Source organism: Photobacterium sp. MCCC 1A19761, from assembly GCF_037389125.1.
Lineage (GTDB): Bacteria > Pseudomonadota > Gammaproteobacteria > Enterobacterales > Vibrionaceae > Photobacterium.
In genome coordinates this window covers 299127-321414 of sequence record NZ_JAZGTF010000003.1, presented here as the reverse complement: position 1 = coordinate 321414, position 22288 = coordinate 299127, and the positions used below count along the sequence as shown (strand labels likewise).

The window sequence follows — 22288 nt, the reverse complement described above, 5'->3', positions numbered from 1 at the left end:
ATTAGACCTTGCGACCAGAAAAATGGACTAAAGTTAGTGTAGAGAGAGAAGACTTTTTTGCGGTTAAATTTGTTCATGCTGAGTATGGCCACAGGAATATGGGGGAAACGAGATGAGTTTTGTCAAAGTTCATAGCCGGGCCTTGGAAAAGCTGACGCTGCCTGTATTTCATCCTGTGCAGCCGGATATCTTTTATTCACCGGGCAAGGCGGGGCTCGCTGCGCGCCTGTATCACCACTCTGTGCTTGACGATGACCAACGGTTTGGTATCGGATCCCGGGTTTGTGTGGCGCGGTTGAGCAAGCGCAGTCTCTACCTGCGTGCAAGTATGCCAATGGATATGACCGCGGTGTATGAACTCGGGCTGCAAGGCATGCCACCCCTGGCGGGATACCTGACCCCGGTTGAGCGCGGTGATGCCGAAGGCCGCGGTTGCCAGTATCAATTTCATTTGAATCACTGGCTGACGGATGAGCAGCTGATGCGCCTGGTGATTGATCTGGACTAGCCCGCAGTGCCCCGGCAACCGGGGCACACCCGTCTGATCGGGGTTGATACATCGTTTCGGTTGCCACGTTGCAGGCTTTAAAGCACCCGGTGATATCACGCTGTATTTATGCGCGTTGTAATGACTGACGTGAACCACGATGCTGAGAGCCGCGCTCAGTTTCCGATATATTTCATAGCCCTCCCGAGAAATCACCCAGCGGATAAGATTTTAGGTCACACGTGGCCGGCTGGGTCAAATCTCACTCGAAAATCTATGTTTTGCACAGAAAAGAGTGGCTTTGGCACCTGCCCGGCAGCGCCTTTTCTGCTCTAATAGTGCAATAGACTCCTTGTTATTTCTCTTATCAATAAAGTTGCAAATAGAAGTGTGACGAAGGCGTGATCCGCTACATTGTGGCAGAGGTAGGATGAGTGGTAGTGTGATGATGTCATGTTCTATTTGAATAATTTCCGGATACTTATGGATTGGTGTCAGAGGTGATTCGTGCCCGTTCTTCAATTATCACAAGATGGTTGTTCGCTCTCATTGATTGCAAATTCTGGTCAGCGTCGGCATGAGGCGCCGCTCACGCGGGAGCTGATCTCTGCCCAGATGGTTGAGTTGGGCGCAGAACACTTTTTTGTGTTTGAGCCCGCGCTCGCTGAAGCGCTGGTCCAGTTAAATGCGGCTGCGACGGCAGAAGATGGCGATACTGATGTCGCCGTTGAAATTCGCCAGATTGTGATTGCTGAGCGGCGGGACACCGGATTACTGGTCAAGACCGAACCGGATTTTATGACCGCGTCGGTGACGGTCACGGGGGCTTATGGCGGGGCGTTGCTTACCGGCCAGCAGTTGATCACCGCGCTACAGGAAAACCACATCGTCAAAGGGATCAGCAAGGCTGTGCTGCAGGAGCTTCTGGCCCAATCCCAGCAACTGGCCCCGGGGGAAAAGCTGACCATGGCGGTGGCATTCGGCCGGGAGCCGTGTCATGGCTCTGATGCCCGGTTTGAGCCCCTGGTCGCGGATGCCAGCCAACGGATCCTGTGTCCGCAGGCGACCGAGGACGGCAAAGTGGATATGCTGGATTTGGGTGCCTTGATCACCGTTGAGGCCGGTCAGGCCTTGATGAAGCGCCATCCGCCCACGCCGGGAAAAGATGGTTTTAATGTGCTTGGTAAGATGATTTCCGCAACGCCGGGCCAGGCGCTCGACTTTGATGTCGGTGAAGGAACCGAAATCGATACCACAGATGAGAGCCTGTTACTGGCCGTAAAATCCGGGATCCCACTGCGCAAGAGTTGCGGGATGCAGGTTGACGATGCGTTGACCTTAACCGGTGTCGATGTTTCAACCGGGCATATTCAGTTTGATGGCAGTGTGGTGATTAATGGGGATATCAAACCGGGAATGAAAGTCTCCGCGACGGGGAACATTACCGTCAGTGGGTTTGTTGAGTTGGCAATTCTGGAGGCCGGCGGTGATATTCTGGTGACACAAGGGATCATTGGTCGTCAGCAGGACGGCAAAGCACTGCCTTGCCGTCTTCAGGCCGGGGGGAAGATCGTCAGTAAATTTGCCCAGTATGTTGATATCACCGCGACCGAAGGGGTGTCTTGCACCTTGCATATGTTGCATTGCCGGGTCCAGACTTCGGGCTTAGTTTCGGTCATGGATCAGACCCGGCGGCAAGGAACGTTGAGTGGCGGCCTGATTGATGCGGGCCAGGGGGTCATCGCGGTGAATATTGGCGCAGCGGCCGGGGTTCCCACTGAGATTGTCGCATTCAGCCAATATGTTGAGTGGCGTGAGCGTCTCGGCGAGTTGCACCAGCAAATTGAAAGCGAACAGCGTAACGGACTAAAACTGAAACAGGCGAAGTTTAAGTTACTCAAAGTGACGGCAGATAAACGCCCGCCGGCACTGATTGAAAAATTGAAAGTGGCCTCATTATCTCATCAGCAAAACCTGGACGATTTGAAACAGCGCTATCAGACGCTACGCCAGCGTTATCATGAAACCCTTGAGGGGGTTCAAATTACCGCCGTAGGGCATTTCTATGCGCATATCCGTTGTCAAATTGAGAAGGAAATGATGACGGTGACGGAAGAGCATGGTCCTACTGTTGTCCACTATTCAGAACGGAGCTTACAGCGTTCTCCTTACCATGCCTGAACATTTACACTGTAAATGCACCTTCTTGAGCCCTCAAAACTTTTATGTCGATGGGACGGTTTGGTGGCTGATGAACAATTTACAGTGTAAATGACCTGGTCCGATTTTACCGATGCGCAACTAAGGGCTGTAAGCGTGGCCGCGGAAGATGGCCCTCGGTAATAAACCCCTGAAAACCACTCACAAATAATTCTGATAACCGTTCGAGCTGCGTTTCAGTTTCGACACGCGTAGCAATGGTCATGATATCTAAGCTATGCGCAGTCCGTGAAATGGAAGAAAGCAACTGAGACTTGGTCGGGTCATTGAGTTGGTGGGTATAAGCAAAATCAATTTTGACATAGTTCGGGCGAAAATCCGTCAGGTAGTCGAGTGATTTGAAATGGCGACCGTAATGATCGACGCCAAAACCAAACTGGTAGAAACGAATGGCCGCACATAACAAGCTCGTGGCGTCGGGATGGTGAATAAAACAGGCTTCCGGAATTTCAAAATAAAGTCGGCCTGCCAAAGCCTGGTTTCTGTCGAGCAACTGGTTAAGCCAATGTATAAATGCCGGATCACGAGTGCTGGTGCTGGTCAGGTTGACGGCCAGGGGACCGAGCTGCGCATCTGCATTGAGTCGGTTGACCAACTGGGCCAGAACGTGGCGGTCGAATAAACTGCCGACGCCGAGATCTTCAATGGCCCCGAGAAACTGGCTGGCCGAATAGGATTGACCATGCTTGGTGATCGCACTGAATACTTCATGATGATAAACCTCATTTTGGCCGGCGATCACCGGTTGGAAGCGGTAGCTGAATAAGTCGTTGTCGATCGCCTCGATCAACAGGGCTTTCCATTGTTGTTTACCCATTGCTGTCTGGCTGTCGGGATCGGACATAAAGGCGATGGGTTGTTGCGGCGACAGTGCAGCCTGGCTCAGGGCATTATCGAGTTGGGTCAGCAAGGTGCTGGCATTAGACGTTTGATGATTCAGGATCAGACCGACGTGGGCAGGAGTGGCCTGCCGACTCCCGACCCGGGGTTGCAGCTGGGTGACGACAGAGAGCATGAGCTGCCCAATTTCGAACAGTTTTTCCCGGCTGATATCTGGTGCCAGCAAGGCAAACTCATCGTAAGAAAGCCGGGCCAAGGTGAGATCGCTATAGGTGATCGACTGATTCAATCCATCGGCAATATCGCGAACCAGCTCATCGCCCGCGGTATAGCCCTGTTCACGATAACACACTTCAATCAGCGGGGTTTTCATCAAAGCAAGCCCGCCTTGGGCAGAGTTTGTCAGCCAGGAGTTGAGCTGACTGATAAAAAAGCTGCGGTTTCCCATGCCGGAGACCTGATCCCGATAAACTTGCTCGCGTAGCTGCATCGCTTCTCTGGCTTGAGTCTTGAAATTCTTCTCCAGTTGCACCGTGACATGATTGATGGCCTTGACCAAAACCTGTAAATCACTGGCCGCGGGCAGGGCGAGGGGGGCGCCAAACTGGTTTCGCAGCAGAGCATCAGCCCGTGCCGCCAGACTGCGCAGTGGTTTTAATGGCTGGCTGAGTATCCAATGAAGCCCTATGAGTGTCAGGGCCAACAGAACACCCAGCGTCACCGAGGTGGTCAACAGGGTTTGCCCCCATTGCTGATAGAACGCCTGCGGATCAGTAGAAACGGTCAGTCTGGCGATAATGGTGCCCTCATGGGTGAGCAAGCGGGTTTGGGTTTGTCCGGAGAATAAATTCAACAACGGCACCCAGCTCGGTACGACCGGTTCAGGAGCATGCGGGTTGAACGAAACCGTGAGGTCGTGCGCCAGCACTTCCAACTGAGCGGTGTGCCAGCCCGAAGCGTGGGTCAGCTCAGTCAGGCGTTGTTTCAGCACATGAGTTTCCGGCTGGACGACCTCGACGGCCAGGACTTGCGTCGCCAGCTGGAGATTTTGGTTTAATCGCGATGTTTGCTGTTGAAGCAGTTGTTGATACTGGCTATAGACAAACTGTGCTGCGAAGGCCAGCAGCAGGACCACCACCAAGGCAACCAGACGGCGAAATAATTGTTTTTGTAATGTCATAGGGCACACTCATGCAGCGCTCGGATTCAGTCTCTGGCGTGTTCTTACCATTCGGGGCCGAGTTGTTGATGAATATGAGTCACTGCGTCGATAAGATTTATCAACACGAAATCACGGGTGGGTACGATGACCGGCCGCGATCGCTTGACAGAAATGGATAATCAAATTTAACAAAGTTGCTGTGCTATGGCGGTGAAAGATGCAAGCTTGTGAACAGTTTCGGAAGATGACTCAAATAATTACTGCATGCCCGAGAAGCTTTCAGTTGAAAGAGCTGAGCCGGGACAAGATTGGTTGGGAAGTACAGGTCGGTGCGTTAGAGAGCACAGACCCGAGGTTTATCTGGTGACGGCAGAATGCCTGTCTTCCTGCCATCTGTATCTTGTCATCTGCATCTTGCGCAGATCATGTTACCTGAGCCGAATCACCCGCGCTGACGACGGAAAGGCTTGACTGCAGGCTATCTGTGAACGAACCACTTTCCCCAGAAAGTTTTGGCATTACTGGGAGAGTTTAAAGTCGTCTTTATCAATATTATGTTTTTTCATTTTGTCGTACAGAGTTTTGCGTGCCAGTCCGAGCTCTGACTGCACTTCTTTTAAACGGCCATGATGGCGTTTCAGCGCGTCGGTCAGTAAGGTGTATTCGAATTGGTTGATGCGCTCAGCCAGAGTCGCGGGTTGCGGGTCGTCATCGAACGGGTTGCTTTCGTTCAGGCGCGATGCATCTCCCATCAGCACCATGCGCTCGGCAAGATTGCGAAGCTCACGGATATTGCCCGGCCAGTCGTGCGCCATCAGGGTTTGCAGCTGGGTCAGGCTGATTTGCGGCGGCTCTGTCCCGTAGCGGGTGGCGGTGGTGCGGATAAAGTTTTGAAACAGGATCGGGATATCCTCCTGGCGCTCGCGCAGGGGCGGCAGGTTGATGCTGACTGCGTTGAGCCGGTAGTAGAGATCCGGCAGAAACCGTCCCCGATCGCTGAGCTGCTGGAGGTCGGATTTGGTCGCCGCGACAATACGAAGATCCAGGGGTACGGCGGGCTGGGTGTCGGACGCCTCAATGTGATTCGTTTCCAGGGCCCGGAGCAGCTTGGCCTGCAACGCCATCGGCATGGACTCGATTTCGTCAAGAAACAGGGTGCCGCCGTTGGCGTGGATGATTTTGCCGGTTCGCTTTTTTTGTCCGCCGGTTAGCATGGCGGGGTCGCTGCCGAACAGCTCGCTGTCCATCATGGCTTCCGGGATGGCGCCACAGTTCATTGGTACAAAGGGTTGATGTTGGCGGGCGCTGTGCTCATGTAAAAAACGTGCGACGAGCTCTTTGCCCGTGCCGGTTTCACCCTGGATCATCACATCCGTCCGGGTATCTTTGATATGGGACAGGATCCGGCGCAGTTGCTTGATTTGCGGCGTATTGCCGAGGATCCGCTGGCCCGGGCCGCTCTGCGCTTCAAGCTCACGGCGCAGCTCCCGGTTCTCCAGCACGAGTTCACGCTTATCGGCGGCGCGCTTGACCACGTCGAGTAAGTGATCGGTCGAAAACGGTTTTTCCAGGAAATCGTAGGCACCGAGGCGCATGGCTTCAACCGCCATGGAGATGTCACCGTGGCCAGTCAGCAGAATCACCGACAGCTCCGGATCGATCGCCAGTACGCGTTCGAGAAACGCCAGCCCGTTCATCCCCGGCATATTAATGTCGGAAATTATCACCCCCGGATATTGGTTATCCAACACCTCGAGGGCCGGTTTGGCACCAGAAAAGAGCTGGACGTCATAATCTTCGAGCTCGAGGGTTTGGCCCAGCGCGTCGCGGATCGACTTTTCATCATCAATAAAAATTACTTGTGGCTTCATGCGGTGTCCTTGGTACTGCGGGGCAGGGTGATCACAAACTCAGCGCCGCCTTCGGGGTGATCGGTGACGGTGAGCGTCCCGGAAAAGGAATCAATGATTCGGCGGGAAATCGTCAGACCCAATCCGAGCCCGTCATGTTTGGTGGTAAAAAACGGGGTGAAAATCTGTTGCTTCTGCGCCTCATCCATGCCGGGGCCATTGTCCCAGATCCGCACTTCCACGTACTCGTCATCGGCCTGGAGCCGGATACCGATTTGCGGTTGATGGGCGTCGGCCAGGGCCTGAATAGCATTGTGGAGCAGATTGACCAGTACCTGTTCGAACTGAACCGCATCGGCGTTGACCTGAATGTCCGGGGAAAGCTCGCCGACTCGCAGGATAATTCCCGCTTTGATTAGCTGATTGTGGAGCAGGGTGGTGGCCGCCCGAATGGCGTCGGCGGCAACAGTTCGGTTGTCACTGCCACGGGCTTTGCGGGCAAAGACTTTGAACCGGGCGATGATCTCGGCAACGCTTTGGTTGAGGTGAAGGATTTCATCTAAATTGCTGGCGACCGCATCATAACGCTCTTTCGCCAGCAGCTTGCGTGAGTTTTCCGTATACGTGCGCATAGCGGCCAGGGGCTGGTTGATCTCATGATTAATACTGGCCGATAACTCCCCCAAAGTAGCGAGTTTGGCAGCCTGGACCAACTCGCTCTGGGTTTGCTTCAGCTCGGCCTGGCTGTGTTCATATTGTTTGACCGTTTCGCGCAGCCGCTGGTTGCTCTCGAGTAAGTTATTGGTTCGTTTGATCACCAGTTGTTCCAGGCGATCGTTCAATTGCGCCAGTGCCCGTTGCGCCTTGCGGGTCTGCCACCAGGAAATCACGGCCAGGCACAGCAGGGTATAAACCAGGGCAAACATCATGATGGCCTGGAAAACATAACGGTAGGCCACGGTGATCGGGCTGAAACCGTAAATTGTCATGCCGGCCTGGGCCATGTCGCGGCTGGCAACCACGAAAGAAGCCCGGTGATCCTGGGCCGGCAGGGTCATCTGGCTGATGCTGTTTTGCTGAAAGGCTGCTAACTCCCGGTGGGCCGTCAGCGGTGCCAGCGGCGCGTTGCCGTACTGGCGGGAGGCGAAAATCTGGCTTTTCTGCTGTGCGGTCAGCGGCACCAAGGCGCGATACAGCCAGCTGGGCTCTGAGCTGTAAAAAATCACGCCGAACGGATCGGCAATGACATATTCCAGATCTTCGTATTGCCAGATATCTTCAATCAGTGACAAATCCACTTTGATCGTCAGTACCCCGATGATTTGCTTCCCATGAGACACCGGCGATGAGAAATAGTAGCCACGCTTGTTCGAGCGCACGCCCAGCGCGAAAAACTGCCCTTTGCCGCCTTCGATGGCATCGCGAAAATAAGGTCGATAGCCGTAGTTGTGGCCGACAAAACTGTCCGCCTGCTGCCAGTTGCTGGCTGCGAGCGTGGTGCCGGACTGGTTCAGTAAGTAAATCGTATCGGCCCCGAGAATGGTGCCCCACTGCTCCAGTAGCTCACTGGTTGCCTGGTATTGCTGGGCGCTGGGTGCGGAAGGAGGCTCTATTGCCATATCTTGCAGTAAGGGGCGGAGCAGGCGAGGGTCCCGGGCCAGGACTTCCGGCAGTTTACTGTAGCGCATCAACTGGGCGTCGAGTTTTTGCCCCAGTTGATTGACATTGAGGGTCAGTTTCTCCGTGGTATGTCGGGCGACCTGATGGTATGTCAGATAGCCGATCCCGGCGCACAGGAACAGTCCGACGCCTGCCATCCACACGAGTGATTTGAATTTTTTCACGATCATCATCCGGCTGGGGTGAGCCGGCTTGTATAGCAGATTTTTGTGCCTGAAAATACGAGCTGGCTAGCAGAGCTGTAAGTCTCCGGGAAAAGAGTTGTTAAACAGCTGAAAAACCGACCATTCTGCTATCGGAACTTGTTTTTCCGCCACGTAGGGCGCACAATTTCCCCAGCATAACCTAACGCGGAGTTAACAATGGAACTGTCTGATATTCGACGTGAGTATACTCGTGGCGGCTTACGGCGTCATGATTTACCCGAAGAGCCATTAAGTTTGTTCAGCAAGTGGCTGCAGCAAGCAGTGGATGCACAATTGAGTGATCCGACAGCGATGACAGTGGCAACGGTGGATCCGCAGGGGCAGCCTTATCAGCGGATCGTGTTGTTGAAGCATTTCGATCAGGATGGATTTGTCTTTTATACCAACCTGGGGAGCCGGAAAGCGTCACAACTGGGCGAGAATCCGCGGATCAGCCTGCACTTTCCATGGCATCCGATTGAGCGACAGGTGCACATCACGGGTGAAGCCGAGAAACTGTCAGCGATGGAAGTCATGAAGTATTTCTCCTCCCGGCCGAAAGAGAGCCAGATTGCGGCCTGGGCCAGCAAACAGAGCAGCCGAATTTCAGCGCGTCAGGCGCTGGAGAGTAAGTTTATGGAGCTGAAACAGAAGTTCGCGAAAGGGGAGGTTCCAGTCCCGACATTTTGGGGCGGATACCGGGTGAAAGTGAACAGCATTGAATTCTGGCAGGGCGGTGCCAACCGGCTGCATGATCGGTTTTTGTTTACCCGGGACGGCGAGCAGTGGGATATCGAACGCCTTGCGCCTTAATTCGACGTTTATCTTCGTGCAGCGCAATGCTGCACTTTTTATAGGTGAAGACAACTTTTCCCCATAGATAGTCTCGGCGTATCTCTGCCGGTATTTTTATATACATCATCAATCATTGTCTTTAATTTCATACACGGCTGTTCATCATGCATGCGTTGCTGTCATGACCTACAGAAGAGCTGAGCAAGATAACTCGCCTGCGTCGGTAAAATGACACCGGGTTTAATCTATGTTATTCCAAATTCATTGAATCATGAGCAAAAAGTGAATTGATTTCGGCTGTGATTTATTTCAGGGCAAGTCATTTTTATCCATAAAGTTGATATGCCGTATCGGAAATAAAAAAGATTCTGAGAAGAAAATAATCAAACAAAGATTATTCTTTCAAAATAACCGAGAGTTGCCGCTTGAGCATACTTTCCGGAATATTAGATCCGTACCCCAGATCCAACGCAAGGTCGATTAATTCATTTTTTGAATTCGCGTTAAATTTTTCCCGCAGCCGTAGCACATAATTTTCCACGGTTTTGACGGAGACATTCAGGACCTTGGCAATATATTGCGGCTTCTTGCCATACAGCAGCAGAAACAGCACTTCAGACTCACGGGTATTTAAGGCGATTGGCTGGCTGGTTAAATCCAGATTGAACGAGGCCTGCACTTTGGTACTGAGGCCCGCTGCCCGGCATATCCAATGACCGACTTCCAAGATCGCGGTGTCTTTGAGCTCCACTCCGGAGAAAATGGTGCCGACGGTTTCATTGTCCTGATTTTTCCAGGGCGTCTTCGTGAATAAATGTGCACGCCAGCTACCGTCGGAATAAGGGTGAATATCTAAAATTCGCATCCGATTTCCGGTATTCATCACCAAATGATCCTGCTCTCGAAAAGAATCCGCGCATTCGACCGTTGGGCTTGGCATATCAAAATCAGTGCGGCCGATACAATCCAAATGATGGTCAACACCGATGATATTTCCATATTCTTCGTTGGCGTAGACAAATACAGAGTCTTTATCTTTACATCCCCAGCAACCGGGAAGTTGATCAAAGAGGTGGATAAGGGAGGGATCGACTTTTTCTTTCACGGTGCAGTGCCTGGTCAATAGCGGATAGATTCACGGACTGGACAAAGTGTAATAGAAAGGAAAAATCTTACAATATCTCAATGCCGGATAGTTGGACACAAATCCAGAGAAAGGCAAAAAAAAGCCGGTCCAAAATGACCGGCAAAGACAAGAGTTTGACTCCGAAGAGCACAATCCTGTACGACGTGTAGAAGAGGTATCCAATTTAGTTCATATCTTTGATATGAGGGTGTATATCAAAGAAAACTCAATTGGCATGTATCCAATTGGATACTGCAGACAGTGAACTGTGTAGTGAGCTCCCTGTCTACGAGGTGAAATATAGCGAATTGGGGCTGGCGAGATAAGGGGGGAAATCACCTATTGACATAGGCTGGTTTATCTGAAATAAGAACGATTAAACACGTCGTCATATGCCGCAAGAAATTATGCATCATATTGATTCTATTGTGAAAATAAAAAATGGAGCAAAAGCTCCATTTTTGATTAACGATGCATTTTCGCCGCATGAACTATCCCTTGTCCGGCTCGCCAAATCGGGCGGTGAAGCCGCTGGTTTGAGCCCGGGGCATCTGGCAAAAGGTTCGAACTCACGCCCATTCAAACCACGCAAAATAACCGTAGGCGACCACCAGGGCTGGAAGGGTTGAGTAAGTGGTGGCCATCAGGGCCGCTTTCGGGGCCAGCGCAATTGCCGGAAACAGGGCGTCGCCGTCATTGCTGATGGCGTTGCCTAGCTGCGCTGACAGTGGCACTGCGCCGGTGAGATATAAACTGGTGACCAAAATTTGTGGGCCGCAGCCAGGCAACAGACCAATCATCACGCCCATCAGCGGTAGCAGGATGTGCCATTGGGAGAACAAGACCGTCGGATCCAGGCCGGTCCAATGAAGCGTCAGCTCAAATAGCAGGAAAGCACCAATCACCCAGCTGGTGACGAAGTTAGTGTCCTGGGCGACCCGTTGAAACAGGCTGTTGGCGGTGGGCTTGGGATCTTCGGATACGGCGGACTGGTAGTCCGTGACTTCCCGACTGGTCGCCCACAGGAGCATGGCAACGAAGGCGGCACCGGCACCGATGATGCTGATGGTGCTGATGGTGCCACTGCCAAGGTGGAAAATCTGATCGATATCGAGCTGGAGGGATCCCATGACGGCGATGATCGAAGCCGGGAGCAGCGCCCATTTCCAGAACAGCCCTTGCAGTTTGAGCGCGGAGCCCGGCGACAGTTCGGTAGGCCGGCAGGCTCCAGATGTTGTGCCTTGGGGCTGTGCCGGGCGCATAAAATCAGCGCCGTGGATCCGATCGACCACGAGGCCGGAAATCAGACCGACGACAAAACCGACGCCGACAATGGCCAGGCCGGTTCCGGGCTGCGCGGCAAGGAGCAGAAATGCGGCATCGCCCATGGTCGCCGTCAGCACTGCAACCACGGCGCCGAAGCTGAGCTTGCCGCTGACAAACTGGGTGATCACCACAATTGCGCCCCCGCATCCGGGCAAGGCCCCCATAAAAGATGCAAACAGCACCTGGTAGTGGGACTGGCCTTCAAGCAGATGGGTCAGTTTGCTTTTTCGGGCCAATCGATGGCTGATCACATGATATAGCGCCAGAGTTGCTGCGACATAGCTGGCCACTTGCCAGAACGCATCGGCGAGAACGCCGACGGTCAGTTCGGTGGTACTGGGAGTCAGCAGTAAGGCAAGCAGGCAAACCGGCAGAATGAGTCGTTTGTTCGCCAATCGCCACCGGTGCGATTGCCACTGCTGGTGAAAGACTTTTTGATGCGATGCCATAGGGGCTCCCGAAAGCAGAAGACAGATAATCTTTGGTATTCTTCATCTTAGATGCCAATGAGAATGATTATCAAGTGCTTTTAAGTGTTTTTCGGGAGAACTTGACTCAGTGCAACATTCCGGCGCTGCTCAGGGCGGTGATCCCCAGGCTACAGGTCAGCAGAGAGCCCAGCGTGGTCAAGGCAATCACATTGGCTGCCAGCCGGGCATTGGCTCCCATCGACCGGGCCATAACATAGCTGGCTGCCGCGGTGGGGGCGGCGCTCATCAGAAAAATGATCCCCAGTTCCATGCCGCGAAACCCGATCAGACCGCCGGCTAAGGTGATCAACACCGGAGCGATGATCAAGCGGCCGCAGGTGGCATAGTTGGCGTGGGCCGAGTCCTGGCGCAGTTGGTTCAGATCCAGACTGGCACCGGTGCACAGCAGCGCCAGCGGCAGGGTCATATCCGCAAAGTAACGGCCCGATTGCACCAGAACCGCCGGCAGTTCAATCTGAAGCAGGGAGAATGGCAGGGCTGCGCAGATACTGAGGATCAGCGGGTTCTTGAGGATCGAGCGACACAGGCCACTCAGGCTGAGCCCTTGCTGGCCGTTGGCCCGGGTTAAAGTGATCACGGCCAGGATGTTATAGAGCACGGTGACCACCGCGACATATAAAGAGCCGACCACCAGCCCGGTTTCACCGAAAGCATTGCTGACGTAGGCCAGTCCGATGATCCCGGTGTTGGCCCGGAAAGCCCCCTGGACCACCACGCCGATTTCCTGTTTATCTTTGATCAGCCAGGGGGCGATTAGTTCGAACAGCAGGTAAACCAGAATGTTGGCGACAATGGCGAAGCCGAGTAGGCCGGCATTGCCGATTTGTTGCAGATCGGCGCCCACCACGCTGAGAAACAGCAGGGCCGGCAAGGTGACGGTAAATACCAGCCGGGAGCCTGACTCGACAAACTTTTCCTCAATCAGTCCTTGTCGGCGTAAGAACACCCCAAGCCCAAGCATAATAAAGATCGGCCCGGTCACCGAGAACGAGTAGTCAAGCTGGGTCAGAAATTCATCCATGATCTGTTTCCTTAGCATTTTATCAATTTGTATCACAAATCATTGAAATACGGTATCTTTCGACGGAACGATGATCAAGTGCGGCCAAATAACGGTGAATGTCATTTCAATTGGAACGATGATCAAGAATGATCGGGTTTGGATCTGATTTTCGGAAAAATGATCAAGGTGGCTTGTCGTGTTTTTCCATCCGGTGATCAACAAGACCGCTGTCCCTCAGTCTTGATTTACGGAACGATGATCAAGTGATCATTTTTATAAGTTATTGATATTGAATATGTTGATCCAACTGTGTGGTGACAGCCTTCGGCGTTATCCTGTGGCAGTGGGCAGACTAAACCCCGGAAAGTGAGGGGAATTCTGTACTGAATCGCACCGGGAAGGAGTTGAAATGACACTCACCGTAATGAAAGCCAGCTTGATCATTGTTCCAGTTTCGCCTGATCATTGATCTGCCCTTGGGGATTTAAGCGCTTTGGTGTGGGGAGTCGATCTGCAATGATAGCGCTGATCTATGGTGACAGCGTGTCCCTGTGGGAGAAAATCTGTCCAGAGTGGTGTGTTTGTCAGCAATGATAATCACACGCATTACAACCCGTAGGTGGCGAACGACCGAGTTATGGTATGCTTCGTTAATGATGGAAACATTAATCTCATTGAGTGCGATGCGCGATGAATGACAAGCATGATCCGAGCGTGTTTAAGCCTTCAGAATTGATCAAATTGCCGGAGCAGATGGAACACCATAACCATGGTTACAACCAGGTGGTGATTGGGCTGTCCGGGCAAACCGAGTTTGATATTGAAGGATACGGCAATCTGGTATGCCCGGGCCAGGGCTGTCTGGTGACTGCAGACTCAGAACATGCGTTTTCCGGCATTGGCCGGAATGAAATTCTGGTGCTCAATATTCCGGCCGATCAATTGCATCCGAGTTACGCCGGGGATCGGATGACCCGGTTGTTTGAGCAATCGTCTTATTTTCACCTCGATACCCAGGCGCAGAAGTTGATCCAGGCCCTGACGGCGGAAATGGCTGCGCATCCTGATGATCTGCTGCTGAGTAAGGCGTGTACCGATACCCTGATGTGCGTATTGCAGCGTCATTTTAAGCCTCTGCACGGGGAGCGTACACTGCAGCGGCTGAACATGGATATTATCGATCAGTACATACTTCAGCATCTGACGCGCAAAATCTCTGTAACACAACTGGCCGGACTGGTGTTCCTCGGCGAGAGCCAGTTTCACCATTTGTTCAAAGAACAGACAGGGGTGACCCCCCACCAGTACGTGTTGAAAAAACGGCTGGAGATGGCCAAACAACTGATTGAGGAAACCCCGTTGGGCATGGCGCAAGTGGCCCAGACTTCGGGATTTGCCAGCCAGAGTAGTTTTACCCAGGCGTTTACCCGCCTTTATGGCAAGCCGCCGGCACGCTACCGCAAAGAGCACGGCTGAAAACGCTAACTAATTGAATTATCAAGGCCCGGTGACGAACGTACCGGGCCTTTTTTATTCATCTTTCCTGAGTTTCTATTGATTTATCCCGATACAAACGTGGCGCGGCGTGTGGTCAGTTTGTTCGGATCACCCCTTGATCAGCGTTCCGGAAATGAGATCGACATGGGTTGGTTTTGGGCGGAAGAATAGCCCGTGAGTGTCATGCAAATATTGCAATCCGCGATATGAAACTGAAATTTTTGCTGTGGTTTTGTGTCAATTTCTGTTAAAAAACGGAGTTTTTCTAAAAACTATCGGAGAATCCAGCAAGACGGCGAGTGCTGCGGAAAAATACAATCCACCTCAATCCTAACACTGGTGTAACATTTATGGGTGACTCGATCCCCTTTGACATGGCTTACGCTGGTCTTCAATCAGGTTCTTAATTGAGGGAATGATTATGTTCAATGCGGCAGATGTACTTCAGCCATCTTTTATTGAGCGACCATTGGATGAAATCTGGCAACTGATTTCCCCGCTCTATTCTGTTGATGAGTCTCAGTGGCTGAATCAACTCTTGCCGATGGCAGAGCCAACGGCGCAAGAGCGTCAGGCGACGGCTGATGAGGCGACGACACTGATTGAGCGTGTTCGTGCCGATCAGAATGCCATCCAGATGATCGATGCGTTGCTGCTGGAATACAGCCTGGATACCAAAGAAGGGATTTTGCTGATGTGCCTGGCAGAAGCCCTGATGCGGATCCCGGATGCGGCCACGGCTGATGCGCTGATCCGCGATAAGCTCAGTGTGGCGGACTGGAAGTCGCACCTGAAAAATTCCGACAAGCTGTTTGTGAATGCCTCCACCTGGGGCCTGATGTTGACCGGTAAAGTGGTCACCATGGATGCCAAGGAAGACGGGACGCCAAGCCATGTGATCAACCGTCTGGTGAATAAAATGTCTGAGCCGGTGATCCGCCAGGCGATGAACCAGGCCATGAAGATCATGGGGCACCAGTTCGTGCTGGGCCGCAGTATCGGCGAAGCAATGAAAAACGGGAAGGAAAAGCGCGATCAGGGCTTTACTTACTCGTTCGATATGCTGGGTGAAGCGGCGCTGACCGCGCAGGATGCCCAGAAGTATTTTAAAGATTACATCATGGCGATCGAAGCGGTCGGTCGTGATAGCTACGGCAGTCAGAAAGGCAGCAACACCCGTTCACCGGATCCGACGGTGTCGATCAAGCTGTCGGCGCTGCATCCGCGTTACGACGTCTCGAACGAAGCGCGGGTGATGGGCGAAATGTACGACTCCGTCCTGGCGCTGCTCAAGCGTGCCCGTGAACTGAATGTCGGGATCACCATTGATGCCGAGGAAGCGGATCGTCTGGAGCTGTCGCTGAAACTGTTTGAAAAGCTGTACCGCTCTGATGAAGTGCGTGGCTGGGGTCGGTTCGGACTGGTGGTTCAGGCCTACTCGAAGCGAGCACTGCCGGTCCTGGCCTGGTTGGCGGCACTGAGTAAAGAGCAAGGCGATGTGATCCCGCTGCGTTTGGTGAAAGGGGCGTACTGGGACAGTGAGCTGAAAATGTGTCAGCAAAGCGGTTATGAAGGTTACCCGGTCTTCACCCGTAAAGAAGGGACCGACTGTTCATACCTGGCCTGTGCCCGCTTCCTGCTGTCAGAGCACCTGCGTGGCCTGATTTACCCGCAGTTTGCCAGCCATAACGCCCACACCGTTTCGGCGATTGTGACGATGGCCGGGAACAGCCGTAATTTTGAATTCCAGCGTCTGCATGGGATGGGCGATGCCCTGTACAACCATGTGATGGAAATGCACAAGGTGAACGTGCGGATTTACGCACCGGTCGGCAGCCACAAAGATCTGCTGCCGTACCTGGTTCGCCGCCTGCTGGAAAACGGGGCCAACAGCTCGTTTGTTCACCGTCTGGTGGATGCCGACTGTCCGGTGGAAACGCTGATCCAGCATCCGGTTGATCAGCTGCGCTCGCGGGCGACGCTGCACAACCACCTGATCCCGCTGCCGCCGGCCATTTTCGGCGACACGCGTAAAAACTCAGCCGGGATCAACATTGATATTGAATCGCAGTGGCAGCCATTTAGCGCCGCGGTGAAGGGCTTCAACGACCACCAGTGGACGGCCGGCCCGATCATCAACGGGGAGCACCTTGCCGGTGATGCGCAGGCGGTGACCGCACCATACGATCGTCGTGAGTCGGTGGGGACTGTCGGCTTTGCCAACGCAGAGCAGGTTGATGCAGCAATTTCAGCGGCCGCGGATGCCTATCCGGCCTGGTCGGCGCGTCCGGCCACAGAGCGTGCGGAATATCTGCAGCGCCTGGCGGACTTGCTGGAAAGCAATACTCCAGAGCTGGTGGCCCTGTGCCATCGCGAAGCCGGGAAGACGATCCAGGACAGCATTGATGAAATTCGTGAAGCGGTCGACTTCTGTCGTTTCTACGCCCATCAGGCGGCGACCGAATTTGCCGACGCGAAGGAAGTGACCTGTTTTGACGGCACTTCGAAGTTGCTGAGCTATCAGGGCCGTGGCGTATTCGTTTGTATCAGCCCATGGAACTTCCCATTGGCGATCTTCCTGGGTCAGGTCACTGCGGCGCTGGCGGCGGGGAACACCGTGGTCGCGAAACCGGCAGAGCAGACCTCGCTGATTGCCCATCGCGGGATTGAGCTGATGCTGGAAGCCGGCTTGCCGGCCGGGGCGATTCAGTTTGTACCGGGCACCGGGGCTGTGGTGGGGACGCCACTGACGTCGGATCCGCGCATTGCCGGGGTGGCCTTTACCGGCTCCACTGAAACCGCGCAGCGGATCAACCGCACGTTGGCTGCCCGCGACTGTGAGCCTGCGGTTCTGGTGGCCGAGACTGGTGGCCAGAATGCAATGATTGTCGACAGTACGGCGTTGCCGGAGCAGGTGGTTCGCGATGTGGTTCGTTCGGCCTTTGCGTCGGCGGGTCAGCGCTGTTCTGCTCTGCGGGTGCTGTATGTTCAGGCGGATATTGCCGATCGCATTATCGACCTGATCAAAGGGGCGATGGCGGAGCTGTCGGTCGGTCGTCCGGAGCTGCACAGTACGGATGTCGGCCCGGTGATTGACAAGGGGGCCCGTCAGAAGCTGCTGACGCACATCGAGTCACTGAAGAACCAGGCTAAGCTCATCTCGCAGGCGAAACTGGGTGAGGTTTGCCAGCATGGTGATTTCGTAGCGCCGACGGCGTTTGAAATCAGCGGCATTGATGTACTGAAAAATGAAAACTTTGGTCCGATCCTTCACATCGTTCGCTTCAAGGCCAACGAGCTTGATCAGGTGATCGATCAAATCAACAACACCGGATTCGGTCTGACGATGGGGGTTCATAGCCGCAACGAGCGCACCTATGGCCACATTGAGCGCCGTGCCCGGGTGGGGAACTGCTATGTGAACCGCGATCAGGTCGGTGCCGTGGTCGGCGTGCAGCCGTTCGGCGGCCAGGGCCTGTCCGGGACCGGTCCGAAAGCCGGTGGTCCCCACTATCTGTACCGTTTCACCCAAGATGTGTTTAACGCTTGATGGTTGTTGAGTTGAGAAGGAATAAATGATGACACAGATTCAAACCCTGATTGAGAACAGCTCAGCGGCCTGGGAAGGCTGGAACGGACTGGGCTATGAAGCACGGACACAAATTCTGGAGCGCTGGACGGAAACGCTGGCGCCGGAAGCTCGGGCGATGGTGGCCTTTCAGTGTCGCAATGCGGCCGAGCATGTGGCCGAAACCCTGCTGATGCCGGGGCCGACCGGGGAAAGCAACGAGCTGTACTGCGCCGGTCGCGGTAGCTTTGTGGTCACGGCGGACGCCGAGACACCGCTGGTGGCTGTGGTCGGTCAGATTGCCGCAGCACTGGTGACCGGGAATACGGTTTTCGTTTGCCTGCCGTCGAATAGTGTGGTGTCGGCAGGTGAGTTGGTGGCACAGCTGGAACACTGTGGCTGTGTCGGCGGTGTGATCACCGCAGTTGAGAGTGCTGACCTGACTGCTTTGGTCAGCCACCCGTCTGTAGCCGGAGTGGCTTATGCCGGGACACTGTCAACATCTCAGGCGCTCGCGCGCCAACTGGCTGCCCGTGACGGCTTGCTGGCTCAGCTGATCTGTGAAACAGATTGCGAGTCGCTGCCGGTGATTGGCAGCCCGACTTACTCACTGCGTTTCGTGACCGAACGGACACGAACCATCAATGTGACAGCGGTCGGCGGGAACGCCACGCTGCTGGAGCTGGGGAGCGGTGAAGAACATTAACGAGCGTTGTAGTAAGGCGGCGAGCTGTCGGATGGAACCCGGCTGATCGGCGCCGTTACAACATGGCTGAATTATTCAGCGCCATAAACAAAGCCCCTGCTATGGACAGGGGCTCAAAGTGAGGGAACTCAAAAATGATAGAAAATAGCTTTGCTATTACAGGAACGTTCATCGTTTACCTGATCGCGATGATGGCGATTGGCTACTATGCATACAAGCGGACGTCTGATTCATCGGACTATTTCCTGGGTGGCCGCTCTCTGGGGCCATGGCCTGCGGCCATTTCTGCCGGTGCCTCCGACATGAGTGGTTGGCTGCTGCTGGGTCTGCCGGGTTATGCTTACGCGGCGGGGATGGAGTCGCTGTGGCTGGCGGGCGGTCTGATGCTGGGCACCTGGCTGAACTGGCTGATCTGTGCCAAGCGCCTGCGGACCTACACCATCACCGCAGATAACTCGATCACACTTCCTGAATATCTGTCCCGTCGTTTCCACGACAATTCGAAACTGATTCAGACCATTTCGGCATTTTTCATTCTGCTGTTCTTCCTTTTCTACACCAGTTCGGGTTTGGTTGCCGGCGGTAAGCTGTTTGAAACCGTCTTTGGCCTGGATTACACCATCGCGGTCATTGTGGGGACGGTCTGCGTGGTGTCTTACACCCTGTTCGGTGGCTTCCTGGCGGTATCCTGGACGGACCTGGTTCAGGGCCTGCTGATGGCCGCAGCGCTGATGATCGTACCGATTGCAGCGATGGAAGGCGGTGTGGGCGACCTGAGCGCGGCACTGGCAGCGAAGAACCCGGAGCTGATGACCCTGTTTCACGATGTGAAGGGTGAGCCGCTTTCTGCGATTGCGATCATTTCGCTGGCGGCCTGGGGCCTGGGCTACTTCGGCCAGCCACACATCCTGGCGCGTTTCAATGCTACCCGTTCAAACCGGGATATCGTTACCGCGCGTCGTATCGCGGTGACATGGACCGCGCTGTCGATGGCGGGTGCCATCCTGGTCGGCCTGGTGGGTATCCTGTATGTGGATAACCAGCTCGCGGGCTCACTGGACGACGGCGAACGTATCTTCATGCTGCTGGTGAACGCCATGTTCCATCCTGTGGTTGCCGGTATCCTGCTGGCAGCGATTCTGGCGGCGATCATGAGTACTGCCGATTCTCAGCTGCTGGTTTCTTCTTCTGCCCTGGCTGAAGACTTCTACAAGCAAGTGTTCCGTCCGCAAGCGTCGACGGAAGAGATTGTTCTGGTTGGCCGCGTGGCGGTCATTGTTCTGTCGGTGGTTGCCCTGTTGCTGGCGATGAACCCGGACAGCACGGTGCTGGGTCTGGTGTCTTACGCCTGGGCCGGCTTCGGTGCTGCCTTTGGTCCGGCGCTGCTGCTGAGCCTGTACTGGAAAGACATGAACCGTAATGGTGCCCTGGCGGGTATCGTGGTGGGTGCGCTGACCGTGGTGGTTTGGAAGCAACTGAGCGGCGGTCTGTTCGACCTGTACGAAATCGTCCCGGGCTTTATTTTTGCAACGGTTGCGATTATCGCGATCAGCAAGGCGACCGGTGGTGCTTCACGTGAAGTGGTTGCGCAGTTCGACACCTACGAGAAAAACCTGGTTGAGTTCGATTAAATCAGTCTGATTGATCGTCTTAACGGGGATTGATAAAAAAGCCAGCCGCGGCAACGCGGCTGGCTTTTTTGATGGTGGCTCTCTCGGCTTTCACCGGATCAATGATCAAGGTAGAGATAGTTCTGCCAGCTCTTCATCCGGATCAACACTTTGCGCATCACCGAGACATGCTCGAAACTGTCCGAGTACACGGCGATTTCGACGCTGGTCCCCTGTGGCAGATGATATTCGCTCAGGTCGTCGTTGATTTTCAGTTTCACCAGCGGGCGACCCTGGTTTTGCAGCAGGACACTGCTGTAGAGTGCCCCGGCCGCCTGGACTTGACCTTCACCAATCGCCGGCAGCACCTCGACCACCTCACCGGCAAAGGTTTTTCCGGGCAAGGCACGGAAAACAAAGTCCGCTTTAAACCCCGGCCGCAGGCGCATCAATGAATTCTGGCGAAATGCCCCGACATAGAATTGCTCTTCCTGATGAATAAAGGTCATCACCGGGCGCAGCGGGACCGGCACTGCCATCATCCCCGGGCGCAGGGTTACCTGAGTGACATAGCCGTCCGTGGGAGCCTCGACGACGGTCTGGCTGAGGTTGAATTGTGCCTGGGTCAGCTGGGCCCGGATTTTGGCAACCATGGTATTTTCCCCCATCACTTCGGATTCAAAGGCCAGTTTGGCCCGGCGCTCTTCGGCCTGAGCGGCTTCCAGCGCAGCTTCGGCACTGAGATAAAACTGACGCCGGTTGTCGACATCAGCCCGGGTAAACGCCCCGCGTTTGAAGCCTTTTTCGTAGCGGCGGAACTGTTGCAAGGTCCGGTCGCGTTCGGCTTGAGCTTTGGCAGTCGTCGCCAGCGATGATTTATAGGCGGCTTCCAGCCCGAGGACCGCCTGCTTGGCTTCTGCCAGCGCGGCTTCTTGCAGTTGGACCTCGGCGGCAAACGGGGTCGGGTCGATCTTAAACAGGATGTCCCCTTTTTTCAGCGGCTGGTTGGGGGTGACGGGAACCTCGATCACCTTCCCTCTGACCCCGGGAACAATCGGGGTGGAGACGAAAAACTGTCCGCCGAAGTTGGTATGCGGGTGGTTGTAGTTCATCAGCAAGATCAGGCTGCCGATGAGAATGATCCCGCCTAGTACCGCCGTCGGAACGGTCCACTTGTTCAGGGGGATCTTGAAAATTTTAAACACGGCCACGCAAAAAGCGGTGTAGGTCAGAATCAGCAAGAGATCCATTAGTCTTGCCCTCCGGGAGTTGTGCCGGGATTGGCTGGTGCAGGGTTGGCTGTTGCGGAATTGGTTACCTGGGGGTCAGTCTTCACGCTTGTATTTACCCCGGCAGCCTGGCCGGTGCGCGACTGCTCCAGTTGGGTGACTTTCTCACTGAGTTTTTCAATCTGTTCGCTCAGCTTCAGGACTTCATGGTGCAGCTCATGCTGCTCGTTCTGGATCTGGGTAAATCCCCAGCCGCGATCTTCGCGCCACAGCGTGGCCCAAATCCAGAGAAACGGCCACAGGACATGCAGGGTAAATAAGCTGACCCAACCGGCGTAATGAATGGCATCCTGATGGGGGTGATTGCGGCTCTTGGCAATTTCATAGGGAATGTCATGGAGCGCAATAATGCCGTAGAACAAGACGACAGCGACAAAAATTAAGACCCCTAACGCGAAGTAATCAAGAAACATGGCGGCTCCTTTAGATGTCTGTTCCACTCCGAACGGGGCC

Annotated in this window: 15 protein-coding genes; 7 read left to right on the top strand and 8 right to left on the bottom strand. The window is 54.3% G+C overall.

Annotation, left to right across the window (positions count from 1 at the left end):
* The first annotated feature begins 112 nt into the window (after window positions 1-112).
* Together VV869_RS06530 and VV869_RS06525 are read left to right on the top strand one after the other, a co-directional pair.
* Window positions 113-508 (top strand): hypothetical protein, encoded by a 396-nt coding sequence (locus VV869_RS06530; protein ID WP_337734172.1) that lies wholly within the window; start codon window positions 113-115, stop codon window positions 506-508.
* A gap of 528 nt (window positions 509-1036) precedes the next feature.
* Complete coding sequence (locus VV869_RS06525; RefSeq protein ID WP_337734171.1) at window positions 1037-2668, top strand: FapA family protein; 1632 nt, start codon at window positions 1037-1039, stop codon at window positions 2666-2668.
* Window positions 2669-2774: 106 nt separating this feature from the next.
* Here the strand turns inward: VV869_RS06525 and VV869_RS06520 are convergent, their stop codons facing one another.
* The 3 genes from VV869_RS06520 to VV869_RS06510 all read right to left on the bottom strand — a co-directional run bounded on the left by VV869_RS06520 (window position 2775) and on the right by VV869_RS06510 (window position 8409).
* Entirely contained in the window at window positions 2775-4727 is a 1953-nt protein-coding gene (locus VV869_RS06520; protein ID WP_337734170.1) for an EAL domain-containing protein, read from the bottom strand.
* Window positions 4728-5227: 500 nt separating this feature from the next.
* On the bottom strand, window positions 5228-6580 hold the full coding sequence (locus VV869_RS06515) for a sigma-54-dependent transcriptional regulator (protein ID WP_337734169.1): 1353 nt from the start codon (window positions 6578-6580) through the stop codon (window positions 5228-5230).
* Window positions 6577-8409 (bottom strand): sensor histidine kinase, encoded by a 1833-nt coding sequence (locus tag VV869_RS06510; protein WP_337734196.1) that lies wholly within the window; start codon window positions 8407-8409, stop codon window positions 6577-6579. The genes VV869_RS06515 and VV869_RS06510 overlap by 4 nt, the downstream gene beginning before the upstream one ends.
* A 192-nt stretch (window positions 8410-8601) precedes the next feature.
* On the opposite strand from VV869_RS06510, the gene pdxH reads away from it, so the two are divergent.
* Window positions 8602-9237 (top strand): pyridoxamine 5'-phosphate oxidase, encoded by a 636-nt coding sequence (gene pdxH / locus VV869_RS06505; protein WP_337734168.1) that lies wholly within the window; start codon window positions 8602-8604, stop codon window positions 9235-9237.
* A 376-nt stretch (window positions 9238-9613) separates the two neighbouring features.
* On the opposite strand, the gene VV869_RS06500 is transcribed toward pdxH, so the two are convergent.
* The 3 genes from VV869_RS06500 to VV869_RS06490 form a co-directional block, all read right to left on the bottom strand.
* Entirely contained in the window at window positions 9614-10324 is a 711-nt protein-coding gene (locus VV869_RS06500; protein WP_337734167.1) for a helix-turn-helix transcriptional regulator, read from the bottom strand.
* Window positions 10325-10914: 590 nt separating this feature from the next.
* Complete coding sequence (locus tag VV869_RS06495) at window positions 10915-12120, bottom strand: putative manganese transporter (RefSeq protein WP_337734166.1); 1206 nt, start codon at window positions 12118-12120, stop codon at window positions 10915-10917.
* A 106-nt stretch (window positions 12121-12226) separates the two neighbouring features.
* Window positions 12227-13183 carry an AEC family transporter gene (locus VV869_RS06490; protein ID WP_337734165.1) on the bottom strand — a complete coding sequence of 319 codons (957 nt, stop codon included), beginning with the start codon at window positions 13181-13183 and terminating at the stop codon, window positions 12227-12229.
* Window positions 13184-13855: 672 nt separating this feature from the next.
* Here VV869_RS06490 and VV869_RS06485 point away from each other — a divergent pair.
* From VV869_RS06485 to putP, 4 genes are all read left to right on the top strand, one after another.
* Entirely contained in the window at window positions 13856-14641 is a 786-nt protein-coding gene (locus VV869_RS06485; RefSeq protein ID WP_337734163.1) for an AraC family transcriptional regulator, read from the top strand.
* Between the two features lie 442 nt (window positions 14642-15083).
* Window positions 15084-18212 carry a bifunctional proline dehydrogenase/L-glutamate gamma-semialdehyde dehydrogenase PutA gene (putA, locus tag VV869_RS06480; protein WP_337734161.1) on the top strand — a complete coding sequence of 1043 codons (3129 nt, stop codon included), beginning with the start codon at window positions 15084-15086 and terminating at the stop codon, window positions 18210-18212.
* A 25-nt stretch (window positions 18213-18237) separates the two neighbouring features.
* Window positions 18238-18936, top strand: coding sequence for an aldehyde dehydrogenase family protein (locus VV869_RS06475; RefSeq protein ID WP_337734160.1), 699 nt, complete (start codon window positions 18238-18240; stop codon window positions 18934-18936).
* A gap of 134 nt (window positions 18937-19070) precedes the next feature.
* A complete protein-coding gene (gene putP, locus VV869_RS06470; protein WP_337734159.1) occupies window positions 19071-20567 on the top strand; it encodes a sodium/proline symporter PutP in 1497 nt (498 codons plus the stop codon).
* 98 nt (window positions 20568-20665) lie between these two features.
* On the opposite strand, the gene VV869_RS06465 is transcribed toward putP, so the two are convergent.
* Window positions 20666-21796 (bottom strand): HlyD family secretion protein, encoded by a 1131-nt coding sequence (locus VV869_RS06465; protein WP_337734158.1) that lies wholly within the window; start codon window positions 21794-21796, stop codon window positions 20666-20668.
* Complete coding sequence (locus VV869_RS06460) at window positions 21796-22248, bottom strand: DUF3302 domain-containing protein (protein WP_337734157.1); 453 nt, start codon at window positions 22246-22248, stop codon at window positions 21796-21798. Before VV869_RS06460 ends, VV869_RS06465 begins: the two co-directional genes overlap by 1 nt.
* Between the last annotated feature and the right edge of the window lie 40 nt (window positions 22249-22288).